This is a genomic window from Pseudomonas sp. PS02303 (assembly GCF_029959925.1).
GTDB classification, from domain to species: Bacteria; Pseudomonadota; Gammaproteobacteria; order Pseudomonadales; family Pseudomonadaceae; genus Aquipseudomonas; species Aquipseudomonas mandelii.
Map to the genome: position 1 here is coordinate 63,878 of NZ_JASCOM010000010.1, position 12,309 is coordinate 76,186.

Consider the following 12,309-nt stretch of genomic DNA (forward strand, 5'->3'; position numbering starts at 1 on the left):
TCGTTTTCAGGCAGTTTTATGGTCGAAAAAAAGCCCGGCAAGTGCCGGGCTGAGGGGTTAGAACCAGAAGGTTCCGAAAAACTGTGACGGCTCTTCGACCGTCTCATTTATTGCGTCCACCTTTTGCCGTATGCGGGGCAACGGCTCAGGTTTGGCCTTACTTTCATCGTAGGAGGCATCCACAGAGACCCGCGTAGCCATTGACGAACCGGTCTGGTGTCTCGCGATCACATCGGGCGGAATAACCGCCTCCAGCTCGTGCGCAACACCTTTCCAATCCACAGTGCCAGCCACTTCGTAGCTCGTGACTTTCACACCCAGAGCATCGGCCCGGCGGAACTCCCCCAGCAACGGCAGGATCTCGGCCTCAAGGTCTTTTGCTTCCTTGGTGAGCACTTTCAACTGGGCCTTCAGCTCAGCAATCTTGCTCTCCTTCGCTCTCCTGGCATTTGCTAGCGGACGCCATGCAGCCAGGTCCAGCCTATCCAGCGGAATAACGTCCCGCTTTGGATCGGCCTCAGGCGGCACACCGCGCATCACCAGCCCCCAGAAGATTTCTTCTGCCTGAATGATTCGTCTCACCAGAAGGTCATCCCAGTCAACGATCAAACAGCAGGGTTCATGCTTCGGCGACCAAAACCACAGGTAACCGCGCCGTGCTCCACTGACGATCATCTGGTGCATCACTTGCCAGCGGTACAGCTTAAATGCCTTGCTATGCTCCCTGAGTTGCAGCACCTCCAGATGGTTGGTTTCGGAGAGATTCTTGATCTCTACCGGAGACTTGTCATCCAGAACCCCATCGAACGATGCCCGAATAAAAGGGTATGCGGTCGACTCTGCACAGAACGGCAAAGCCATCTTGCCGTACTTATCCTCAAAGGCTTGTAGCGCTAGCGGTTCGAATTTGACTCCCCTCCTAACCTGCGGGATTACCGACAAGTCAGCTGGCTCGACAATTCCAACCAATTCCTTCCACAGCTCCAGGGGCGTTTTATCAGGGTTTTCACCCATGATGACAGCGCAACTGGTTGCACTGATGCCTTCCCTTCGCCACTCGTGCCAATCAGGAGTCCGCTGCGCGATGTCAACGATTTTCATTGTCGACACCCTCATGGAACCCCAGCCTGGCCATTACCTCATACGCATGCAGAACACCGTTGTTACGGAACTCAGCACAGAGCTTCAGGTCGTGGAACAGCTCGGTTTTCTTCAACTTTGTGGTGCTGTAGAAGCCCTTCGCAAAGTTTGTTTCTGGATCAAGCACATCGACATAGCCGAGCCCGTCAAGCAGCGTCTTGCGTAGCAAGTCAGCATGGCTCAGCACATTCGCTATGCGCTCATCTAGTGGGCCTGATGTGAAGAAGTTGAACTGCAAGCCAATTTCTTCTCCGAGCAGCCGTAACGCCCTACAGACGGCGTTATACCGCTCCTTTCTCAGCTCTTCGGCCTTCGCATGGAAGTCCTGGAGCCGCTTACTGTAAACAACACCCCATTCGCGCAGCTGCTTTTCGTCTGCTTCCGTCAATCCCTGAAGGTCAGGGTTCTCAGGCCAGTTATCCAGATCCATGAACATGCTGAGTTTCCCCAACATGGTTTTTTCTTGGATCTCGACTCCTAACTCCGAATTGCGGTGAGCGACGATTGCGGCTTCTACGGCATGGAATGCCTTGCAGCATGACTCAAAGGTCTTCATTGATTTCTCCTTTTCTCAAGTTCACCACCAAGGCTCGAAAACCCAAGTGGCAGCCCCGAAAAGGCGAAAACCCCAAAGGGCTGTCGCCCTTTGGGGGATGTTTTTTCTCTGGTGTTTCCAGTGATGCTCACGCTTACGCAGCAATCGCGTAGCGGGAGTAGATTTCTTCTCGCTTTAGCATGGCGTCCTCGAAGCTCAACTGACCTGCATTGCAGGCCTGAATCACTGCGACGATTTCCATGCCGCGTTGCCATTCAGCGGTACCCGACAATCGATCAAGTGCTCCCATATCGAGAAGCGCGTATCCATCGTCAAGCATGTCGCCAATGCACAGTTCCGGCGTGTCATGCGCGCAATGGCCGGTGAAACCATCACGTTGAAACGCCTGCCACCGAAATCGCCCTTGCTGAGATGCATCTGGGAGAAGTACACCCCAGGCATCCCGGCTCCGATGCTTCAGCGTTAAGCCAAGGCCGTGGATAGTGAACTGACAGAGCAGGTATTCCAGGAGAATGAGCTTCACCTGAAATTGCTCGATCATTTCGTCAGCGTATTCAGCGAACGCACCACCCTCTTCTTTCATCTCCCCCCAGCTAGCAAGGGAGTCCTTCAGGCCCTCAACGGTTGACGGTCGCATTGTTCTGCTCTCCTGGAAGGGAGTGGGTCAGAACGGCAAAAAAGCCCGGATGGGCCTTCTCTGCTTTGTCGATCGCTTCGCCGAAGGTGGTTGCTTCACAACGGAAGGTAGCCTTCTGCCGTGTATGCAGGATGGTCATCGATAGGATGTAAGTCCGCATGGTGTATCTCCTTCTCAGTTATTTAGCCCTGAAAAAGAGGCACCTTCCCTGAGGGGGCGGTGCCCCTCAGGGATAGCGATTACTCAGTTGATACGCTGGTATTGCCCAGCTTCAACCAGCTGCTTTGCTTGGCCTGCAAGATGCTCTACTACGCCGTTAGAAAGCGGATCGCTGCCATAGAAACCCCAGCAGCTATCTGTCTCCTCGCCGTTTTCAACTACCTTGAAGCCCCACACATCGCCGGTCAGGTACTGGTCATAAACCACGACCTCCCCAACCAGCATGGCGGTTACTTTTTCGGTGCGTGCCTTGTTCAGCCGTTTCCAGCCCTGCTCAGCACACACTTTCGCCTTGCTCACGAAAATAAAGCCCACTTGCCCACTGTCCCAGGGACAGGCGAACGGCTTGGTTTTCATCGTGATGCCGCTGTGATCGTAGAGATACAGCGGCATGATGATCGCCTTGCCTGTCATTTCGAGAGCTTGTTGGATATCAGGTACATGAGTTGAGTCGAAGCCCATCTCGTTGAGCTGCCTTTCGGACAGGTGCTCGTAGATCAGGTCAAGCGCCTCAGTAGCTCCATCCTCATCACCCAGAATGTAGCGGCGATGAGCGCAGACCATCATTGCAAGGTTGTCCCACTTGCGCGGGTTCTCTGCGTCGGTGTCCTGCATGAGCTGTACGGTGACTTTCGGTTGTGCAGTTGCCATATCGTTTTCCATTCTCAAAAAACGACGAGGGCAATGCACCCCTTGGGGGCGATATGCCCCGTCAGGGAGTTTATTTGCAGATGCCTTACGGCAGCAGCAGGGTCAGGATGAAGACGATCAAGTCAGCCATCTGATTGGTTCCTTTTTAACTGACGGAGCCCCCCTTACGGGAAAGCCCCGTAGGGTTGTGGTCAGTTCGAAGCGCCCTATGCAACAAGGCCCCCCAAAGCGTTTTTTTTGCGTCACTCGCCTTGCGACTGAGCAACGTACTGCGCAGCTTTCAACTGGGTTACAGCGTAATCCCGAGCGTCTACACGCCACGTCGAAACGTACTCGAACGCCGGCTCCCAACTATTGGCATCACGAGCACGCCGAACAACTTCCGCAACCTTCTTGATCACCTTTGCAGGTAAATCAGCAGGTGGCGGGACTTGGCTTCCATCACGGACAACTTCACCTTCAATCACATCGTCTGCCGGGGCAGGATCTGCAACCTCTGGTTTAGCGGCCTGTTCGGGGTTTACGGTGGGTTCTGGCTGCTGATTAACCTGGTTAGAGGTCGGCAACGGCTCAGTTTCCACCACATCAGCAGCGCCCATATATCGCTCAACAACTTCAACTGGTACATCGTTGGAAGAGAACCCTTCCCCAGCGTCTGTATTGAGGTACTGAATCACTCCGTCCAGCTTTGAGCCGGTCTGAGGCCAGTATTTCCTTGCAATCTTGATAGCCGACTTCTTGCGCATGGAATCTTCGAAGTCAACCCAAGGGCCTTTCTTCTTGCGTTTCCACAGCTCCGAAGCATCGCGAGCAGCATTGATTTCATCAGCGGTAACCGCCTCAACGTGAACGCGGCCATCCGGCAGAAGAGCTTCGACGTAGCAACCTACAAACTCCCCACGATCAGCCTTCTTGTCGAAGGGGTTGAAGGTGTGGGTCGGGCTTTGTCGCTTCCCTCTGTACTCGAATTTGTCTTTCGAGTAGACCAATTCAACGATGCAATCACGGATCGCGCCGTCGTTCACAGCGACCTTGACCATGCCCCTCCAGGACACGTCCAAAACCACCTGCCCGTCTCGGGGCACCAAGTACGCAAGCTGTCGAGATTGATTAAGAGTCAATCCGTATGCCGCAACCTGGCTGAACGCATTTCTAAGGCTTAACGGGTTAGTAGTCGCGCACTTGCACAGATAGTCGTTGTTCATCATGGCCTGCGATGCAAACAGCAGCTCATTTTTGAACAAAACGTCAGTCTTCGACGACTCCACCAGCTTGATGAACTTATCTTCTTGCTTCGCAATAATTGCAACTGCGTTTTGGAAGTTATCGCTCATTTCATTTTCCTTTCTAAAAAGAAAACGCACCCGAAGGTGCGTTAATTCTTGACTGACTTCTGCCTGATTAGATGATGTTTAGAAGCAAACGGCTAATTGGGGCAAAAGGGATGTCGTCGTCGAAGCTGTCAAAATGCTGATCATGCTGTGGAGCAGGATCGCGTGGTGACTGACTAGGACGTTGTTGTTGCTGTTGCGGACGCTGCTCACGGGGTTGCCCTTGAGAGTTGTCGCGCTCTGGCCTACCACCCAGGAGCTGCATTCTGCCCTGCATGTCGACGATAATTTCGGTGGTGTACCGTTTGATACCGTCTTTTTCCCACTCTCGTGTTTGAAGCTTACCTTCGATGTATACCTGCGATCCTTTCCGCAGATACTCACCAGCGATTTCAGCGACTTTCCCAAACAATGAAACACGGTGCCATTCGGTCCTTTCGACTTTCTGTCCCGTTTGCTTGTCAGTCCACTGCTCACTTGTTGCAAGGCTGAGATTGGTTACTGCATTACCGTTCGGTAAGTAGCGAGTTTCTGGATCTTGACCACAGGTGCCAACCAAGATCACTTTATTTACGCCGCGAGCCATAGTATTTCTCCATTTAGATAGAACTACGGGGCGGCATTACCCCAATACGGGGGCAATAGCAGCCCCGTTGGGGTTTGGTTTTTCATGGGTTTTTGGTTGTACTTTTGAGACGGCCAACAAGCCGACCATGCGACGAAGCGCATGACTAAATCAGTCCACACATGTGGGCTGACTTAATCTGGGAATTCATGATGGTTGAGATTCAACCATGAGGCGCTGGGCCTGCTAGATGGACTGCAAGGCATGCAATCCGGATTTATAACGCCGAGCTACTCGACGTGATAGGAAGTCTGCAACAAGCAGAATCCAATGGCAAGCGGGTTTTTTGTCGGCGTTTTTCAGTCGCTTTTTCGTCCTGAAAACGGGCCATCCCCTTTTCTGTACAGAGGAAAATGATCCTTACCAGCCTCAGAGGATCAACCATGCACCACCTTAAATCTCTACTGCCGCTAGGCCTGGCCATTGGCTTGGCGCTCACAGCGGGTTGTGCCAACAAGCCAGAACCCCCTGCCCCAGGCACGCCATTCGAGGTCGCAAGCTACGAGCCCGACATGCGCGAATACCACACCAGCTGGGGGCATACGGGCCGAGGCGGTGCAGCATTGCGAAAACCCACCTATCAACCCGTTCTTGGCAGCCTCGATGTTCTCGAGACCCCGGCCGGGAAGCTTCACCCAGAGCTGCAAGCACGCCTTACAACGAACGATAGCGTTGCAGTCCCCTCATCCATGTTCCAGGCCAACTGTGCTGACTCTGAAAATGTGGCGCAGGCCTTTGCTCTTGGCCAACCCGCTGCAAGCGAGCGCATCGTCACCTTGGCCAACGCGGCCGGTTCGGTCGATGACTACATTGCCGTCCGGAACAAGCTCTGCAAAGGGGCTCAACGGTTGAGCTACGAGGAGTGGGTCATTCTCGTCGAAGGCACCCCGAAGGATGTCCCTCTTCACCTGAAACCGTCTTTTTCCCCCTCCTATAAGTGATCCGTCATGCCTAAATTCAATCCCACTCTCGCTACAGCCATTGGCGTTTCCATCGTGGCCTCTGCCGTTGCTATCGGTGTCTCTGTCCACATGGGTCAGAGTTACACCGACATCGCCGTAAAAAATGCCCTTGTGGAGCAGTTGCCAGGCGCGGTCGACAAAACCCTGAAGGATCGTGAAGTTGAGAAGATCAACGCAGCGAAAGCGAAAATTCTCTCGAAGTGGAGCGGCGCAGCTGACACCACCATTGAAGGTCGGCACATCTACGGCAGCAAGGACGCCCAGTTCACCTTGGTCGAGTTCGTTGACCTGGAATGCCCTTATTGCAAGCGCTTCCATGACACGCCAAAGCAGATGGCTGACAAGTCCGAAGGGCGCATTAACTGGGAATGGCAGCATTACCCCCTGGCCTTCCACAACCCCGCAGCGGAAGTGGCAGCTCACGCCTCTGAGTGCGTGGGCGAGGTTGCCGGCAACAAAGCCTTCTGGGCCTTTACTGGCGAATGGTTCGCTCGCACTCAACTCAATGGCCAAGGTGTCGAGGACGTAGAGCGTCTTGCGCAGGAGGTTGGTGCTCCCCTTGATGCCTATCGTCAGTGCATGGAAAGCGGCAAGTACCGGGCCTTGATCGAAGGCCAGGTGAAGAAAGGCACGAACATGGGTGTCACCGGCACGCCAGCAACGGTCGTAGTCGACAACCTGACAGGCAACAAACTGCTGGTGAAGGGTGCCCAAAGCACGCAGGTGCTACTCCAAACCATGCAGCAGCTGGTCAAAATGCGCGACGAGGCTCCCAACCAGGACAAGCTGGATACCCCTGCTGAGGGCGCGGCCAATGAGATCGGTGCTCAATAGGCTGGATGAATGGGCCGACCGGCTAGACGCCGGCGGCACTCGTGCGCTTTGGGGCGCTCGTGACGCCATGACCCAGCAGCTAGAAGGTCGGGTGGGCCTTTTCCGTGCGCTACGCAGGGCCAGTAGCTGGGATGAGGTTTTCGATCTCATCTCAGCCAACGGATACACCCTCATTCCAAACGGAGAGGATTTTATCGCCGCTGACATGAGCACAGGGCTGATGTTCTCTCTCTGGGATTGTGGTCATAGCCGGCTCGTATTTGAGGAGCGGCTTGGTCACTTCCCGGATTCACCTCCTACGAGTCGATGACTCCAACCCCGCTCCGGCGGGGTTTTTCTTGTGCTTGGGATATTCCAGAGCAGTGATGTACTGAGCACACCTCAATAAACGTATCAGGGAGATACGCCATGAACGATCTACCACGCATTGCATCGTTTCGCCAGTTGGACGAACACCTGAAGAAAACTGGTGTTCCACGCGACGAACAGATGATTCGCAACAACATCTACATTGCACCGCTTGACTGGTTTGCAATTGAAGAAGGCTTCAATCTGAGGCCCATCGATCCTGACCATGCCGAAGGCTTCGCCAAGTCTTATGAGCAGGGCCTGTATGTGCCTCCAGTCGTCGCAGAACTGAAGATCATCGACGGCAACCCTCGCCTCGTGATCCGAGAAGGCCACCATCGCCTCACTGGCGCTCGCATCGCAGATGGGCGCGGTGCAAATCTTCCAGGCCTGATGGTCAACGAGTTCAAAGGAAATCAGTCCGACGCTGTTGTGATGATGATCAAGACCAGCGAAGGCAAAGAGCTGCTGCCGCTGGAGCGAGGAGAAGGCTACAAGCGCCTGGCCGGGCAAAACTGGATTCCAGCCCAAATCGCCGATCGCATGAACAGGAGCGTCACTCATGTTGAGCGACTGCTGCTTCTCGCCAACGCCGAGGAGAACGTCAAACAGCTCGTTCGCGACGGCGCAATTAAAGCGTCGCCTGTCATTGATGTTCTGGTGGAGCTGCGAGGAACTGGGCAAGACCCATATCCAAAGCTGCTGGGGATGATCGAAGGAGCAAAGGCCTCCGGTCGTACCCGCGCAACGGGCTCAGACGCCAACAAGGCGCTTGGCAAGTTCAAGGTGACACCCAAGGAAGCCATGAGTGCGTTCAGCGCACTGAGCGGCCTTACAGGAAGCCTGCGCGATCAACTCAAGTCCGGGGGCGATGCGCAGCATGAGTTGCGGCTTGACTCGAAGGCGGCGGAATCGTTGCTGAAGATCCTGGAGAAGTATGAGGCCAGCCAGAACACGGCTGAAGCCTGAGGAGGCAGTAATGCTGCACATTGAGCGCAAGGTAGGGGAGTCGATTCGGCTCGGCAACGACATACAGGTGATCGTCACAAAGGCTGCGAACGGTACGGTCAGGTTGGCGTTTGAAGCGCCGAAAGAGGTGAAGATCTACCGCGAAGAGATCTACCAGCGCATCCAGAACGAAAAAACACCCTGATCACATAGTCGGTCGTTCGACTTCGCTTGGGATCGCCGCCGAAGACGGTAACCTATGGCTATCGAAAAAAGGAGTTTCACCATGAAGAACCGCAGTATAACGATTCGCACCGGGCTTCTCGCCGCAGCTATTGCTCTCCTGGTCGGGTGCTCTTCCTCGCCGAAGGCACCCACCGTACAACTGCCTGACCCGCAGAATGTGCCGAAGGAAAAATGGTCTGATGCGATGCACGTTCTGACTGCCATGAACATTTCTGGTCAGCGTGATGTTCCCCGAGAATTCGTTGTATCCGACCCGACCACGGCGACTCCTAGTACAGGAGGCTCGAGTGTGGCGGACGCTGCTGTTGCCGCAGGCGGCTATGCGTCGCCTCCTCCTGGTGTCAGCAGCAATGCAGCTCTTGGCCTAGGGGTAGGCCTCTTCCTCCTCGGCGGCTCGAGCGATCCAGCTCGCACCTACCAGACTGCCGCTTGGGTACCCAGCACGCTGGCAAAATCGCCCGAAGAAGCGTCTGCCCTGGTCTTGAAGCTAATTGAGGAGGCGCGAGTCAAAGCCTTTCCTCATAACCGCTCAAAACTCAAATCGCTGGTAGGTAAGTATCCGTCAGGTCACGGGAAGGCCTACGATAGTCCCGCAGCTTTCGTGAAAGAAACTCCCGTGCAATTTGCCGACAGAGCCACGCCCCCACCGAGCTTTATTAATGCCGCCGAGGCATATGGGCCAATCTTCATTCTCAATGAGCAGTACACAGTTGATGGAATAAAGAACGACATAACGACCTTGGAAGCCATGACTAAAATTTCCGAAATTCTGCCGGAGTGGTTCTACATGTATCACCCAGGCCAGAAGCTGCGAAAGAACTCTGTACCCGCGCGCATCATCAATAAAGGCCAGGCGATGTATTTCATTGGGAAATAGCAAACGCCGCCATTAATACAAGAAGCCCCGCACTTGGCGGGGCTTCTTTTTATCTCATATCTTCCTCAGCTTTTCTCTTCACCGCGTCAACATCGAAACCCTCTAGCCTCTGCAAGTTCCGGTCTAGCGTGTTGAGCCGCGTCTCACCCTGCGTTATCTGAAGTCTACTTCCACTTCCTGTCACGTCCTCAAGCGATACGGTGTTCGCGGTTGGCAGCCGCCCTGCAAGATTCAGCATACCGATCCACTCAGACAGATCCACACGGGACCAATCCATTTGCGCCATCTGAGCTGGCGTAATTCCTTCGCACGTAGGTGACTTCACGTCACCCCATCCCAAACCCAGTTGCTCACGGGCTGACTCTTGAATGATCCGGGCCACAACCGAGCCGAAGCAGCAATAGGCTTCTCGTTTTTCGACGCAAGAGCCAAGAGCTTCGGATGCGCAATAGCTGCCAACGAAGTGGCATTGCCGCGTTTCTTTTTTTGCACCCAGCTCGAATTCCTTCTGTTCGCATTCCCAGATGATGTTGATCAGCAGATCCACGATCACGTAAACCATGTACACCCAGCCGATGATGTTCACAACCATCGCAGCTTGCGACCCCAGACCGGTAACCGCGCCATCTGCTCCGGTGGCAAATACCGCGTCGGCCGCAGCCGTCGCCCCCATCTCAACCATCGCGTCATAAGCCTGCTGCATGAGCCATTGCTGAAGTTCGCTCATCAGGGTTTCCTGTACCGCGCCCTCAAAGCCCTTCTGGAACGCAGCAGTGGCGCTATCCACAATGGTGCCCCACTGGCCCTTGATAACCGAGGAGCCAACAGACATCGCCGCTTCAGTACCCGCAGCCCAGTACCCCGGAGCAAAGAGATTTCCTGTCCTGCTCAATGCCTCGAGCGAGCTGGTCATCTTCAGTGTATTCATCGTCAGATTCACATAGTCGAAGATGGACACGCTTTCTGGGGCTTCACAGCAGTCGACGTAGCCACCCAGCGCCTTCTTGCACTCCATAGCCTCGCCTTTGAACACCTTGCAGTCATTGGCCTGGTTGATATCGGTACCATCACCACCGCAGTCCAAGTCGTGCTCAGCAAACTGAGCAACCTGAAGCATGGCCACCGCATAGGCAAAATCGCCGCTTTTCGTGTTCGACGAGTCGAAACACTCACTGCCCATACAGCGCGCCCCACCAGGGCATTCGATTTGTGCCCCAGTGTTCACGATGGTTTCGTAGCTGGTGTCATAACCGCAGTCCCAGACCTCCTCGAAGGCATAGCACGAGCCTGTCTCGCCTTTTGCGCCATCAATACAGCCTTGAGAGATAAAACCACAGCTGGGATTCTGCTCGTATTGGGTGCAGGTATTCAGGTTACCGCCATCATTTGAGGGGCACCGCTGCACACCCTGGGCGTCCGTGTAGCAATCCATATTCCCCTTGTAGTAGGAGCACTCGGCGCTTACCTGGGCCTTCTTGCAAAGAGGATCAATGCTCGGGTGCGGGGATGGTGGCATGTCAGAACGGCAGATCTGAACGCCATTGGTTTCGGTACACCCGTTAGCATCAACTGCCGGCATAGAGGTGCACGACATCTGTGCGTTGGTGCAGAACCCATCCTTGATCATGTCGAACATTGGCAGGCGCTCTTCTGGGCCCCAGCCTTTATCAACGAACGCCTTTGCCGGGTCATAGATGATCTTGATGCGGGCGTAACCCTCACCACCACCGGTAACCGAGGTGCGGGTTTTGAACGTGATCACGTCATCATCGCTGCCGAACTTGTCAGTGATCACCTTGTTCGGAGCTACGTTCCAGCTTGTTCCGCGTTCGCAGCTTCCAGCTGTTTCCGGCGGGAAGACACCAGGTGTGTGCGTCCAAAGCATTTCGTCATTGAAAAGGATTTGGAAATAATCGTCGAAAACAGCTCTGTCGACGGTAGCTGAAATAATGGCGTCCTTGGCTATCACGCGGAATCGGGTGTACTCCTCATAGATTTTGCAGTTCCCGCTCCAGTAGTTGTCTCCTACCGTGCCGACCCAGATGTACAAGCAACCTGGTCCGCACGACTGAAAGTTTGGCTGCCCGGAAACGTATTCGATTACACCTACCTTGTAGTCATGCAGGAACTCAACGTTTCCGCCTTGATCCACGACGCGCTCACATGTTTTGTAATTGGCAACATGGGCGTTTTTCGTCACGTTCTCAAAAACTTCGGTAGAGGTGCAGTCCGCGAAGTTCTGCTTAAACCCATCCATGAAGTCAGGGGAACGAACTTGATCAGCCTGATTGAGCATAGGGTCGTTGGAGAGATCTACCGACATGCGGTTGCCGCTGTCGATCAGGGTTCGGTATGCCTCTCCCTCAGAGGACGATTCCGATTGGAGGCGGGTATTTGCTCGCAACCCGAGATCGATCGTCTTCACATCGTCGCCGTAGACGTTCTCGAGCGAGGCAGTGTCTCCAGTTTCAGGGAAAAGATCCTGAAGCGTGACGGAGGCGTCCCCACCATCGAATACCTGAAGTGCCTGCTGGCCTACCGATTGACCGGCCGCAGATCCTGCTGTCACAGCGTCGGCCCAGGCTGTGAAGGTCATGCTGTTGAGATACAGGCCGATCACGGTCACGTTGACCAGCCGTCTCAGCGTTGTTTTGAGTGGTTGTCGCATCGATCGCATGTCCAAAAATGGGGATGCTTCGATGCTAGGGGAAGGGTGAGAAATGATGGCGCGGTTTCAGGCAACAAAATCGCCTGAAAAAGCAAAGCCCCGGCTGGTGGGGTCACCGGCCGGGGCTCGCTGTGTTTTTGGGGTAAGCGGATTAAATGGTTGATCTTACCTTTGCATGAGAGTGAGACAGACCGGCATCTCATCGGATTATCTGGTTGATGCTTCACCTACTGCTGGTGCATGTTTCCTTCGCTAATTCCAGCAAGA

At 54.5% G+C, this 12,309-nt stretch carries 13 protein-coding genes; 5 read left to right on the forward strand and 8 right to left on the reverse strand.

Going from position 1 to position 12,309, the window contains the following annotated elements; genetic code table 11:
* Window positions 1–57: 57 nt before the first annotated feature.
* From QMX98_RS04940 to QMX98_RS04970, 7 genes are all read right to left on the reverse strand, one after another.
* Window positions 58–1,101 carry a YqaJ viral recombinase family protein gene (locus QMX98_RS04940; protein ID WP_013100895.1) on the reverse strand — a complete coding sequence of 348 codons (1,044 nt, stop codon included), beginning with the start codon at window positions 1,099–1,101 and terminating at the stop codon, window positions 58–60.
* On the reverse strand, window positions 1,088–1,696 hold the full coding sequence (locus QMX98_RS04945) for a hypothetical protein (protein WP_013100894.1): 609 nt from the start codon (window positions 1,694–1,696) through the stop codon (window positions 1,088–1,090). Before QMX98_RS04945 ends, QMX98_RS04940 begins: the two co-directional genes overlap by 14 nt.
* Window positions 1,697–1,829: 133 nt before the next feature.
* Window positions 1,830–2,333: a hypothetical protein gene (locus QMX98_RS04950; protein WP_128655745.1), complete on the reverse strand. Its 504-nt coding sequence runs from the start codon at window positions 2,331–2,333 to the stop codon at window positions 1,830–1,832.
* Window positions 2,314–2,493 (reverse strand): hypothetical protein, encoded by a 180-nt coding sequence (locus QMX98_RS04955; RefSeq protein ID WP_128655743.1) that lies wholly within the window; start codon window positions 2,491–2,493, stop codon window positions 2,314–2,316. Before QMX98_RS04955 ends, QMX98_RS04950 begins: the two co-directional genes overlap by 20 nt.
* 83 nt (window positions 2,494–2,576) lie before the next feature.
* Window positions 2,577–3,203, reverse strand: a complete 627-nt coding sequence (locus QMX98_RS04960) for a hypothetical protein (protein ID WP_128655741.1) — start codon at window positions 3,201–3,203, stop codon at window positions 2,577–2,579.
* Window positions 3,204–3,445: 242 nt separating this feature from the next.
* A complete protein-coding gene (locus QMX98_RS04965) occupies window positions 3,446–4,537 on the reverse strand; it encodes a RecT family recombinase (RefSeq protein WP_128655738.1) in 1,092 nt (363 codons plus the stop codon).
* 67 nt (window positions 4,538–4,604) lie between these two features.
* Window positions 4,605–5,120 (reverse strand): single-stranded DNA-binding protein, encoded by a 516-nt coding sequence (locus QMX98_RS04970; protein ID WP_128655736.1) that lies wholly within the window; start codon window positions 5,118–5,120, stop codon window positions 4,605–4,607.
* 422 nt (window positions 5,121–5,542) lie between these two features.
* Between QMX98_RS04970 and QMX98_RS04975 the strand changes: the two genes are divergently transcribed.
* From QMX98_RS04975 to QMX98_RS04995, 5 genes are all read left to right on the forward strand, one after another.
* Window positions 5,543–6,100: a hypothetical protein gene (locus QMX98_RS04975; RefSeq protein WP_017849501.1), complete on the forward strand. Its 558-nt coding sequence runs from the start codon at window positions 5,543–5,545 to the stop codon at window positions 6,098–6,100.
* Window positions 6,101–6,106: 6 nt separating this feature from the next.
* Window positions 6,107–6,955, forward strand: a complete 849-nt coding sequence (locus QMX98_RS04980) for a DsbA family protein (RefSeq protein WP_124097839.1) — start codon at window positions 6,107–6,109, stop codon at window positions 6,953–6,955.
* 408 nt (window positions 6,956–7,363) lie between these two features.
* Entirely contained in the window at window positions 7,364–8,272 is a 909-nt protein-coding gene (locus QMX98_RS04985; RefSeq protein WP_102685503.1) for a hypothetical protein, read from the forward strand.
* Window positions 8,273–8,282: 10 nt separating this feature from the next.
* A complete protein-coding gene (csrA, locus tag QMX98_RS04990) occupies window positions 8,283–8,456 on the forward strand; it encodes a carbon storage regulator CsrA (protein ID WP_102685502.1) in 174 nt (57 codons plus the stop codon).
* 81 nt (window positions 8,457–8,537) lie between these two features.
* A complete protein-coding gene (locus tag QMX98_RS04995; RefSeq protein ID WP_102685501.1) occupies window positions 8,538–9,374 on the forward strand; it encodes a hypothetical protein in 837 nt (278 codons plus the stop codon).
* Window positions 9,375–9,423: 49 nt separating this feature from the next.
* Here the strand turns inward: QMX98_RS04995 and traN are convergent, their stop codons facing one another.
* Entirely contained in the window at window positions 9,424–12,042 is a 2,619-nt protein-coding gene (gene traN, locus QMX98_RS05000) for a conjugal transfer mating pair stabilization protein TraN (protein WP_102685500.1), read from the reverse strand.
* Window positions 12,043–12,309 lie beyond the last annotated feature (267 nt).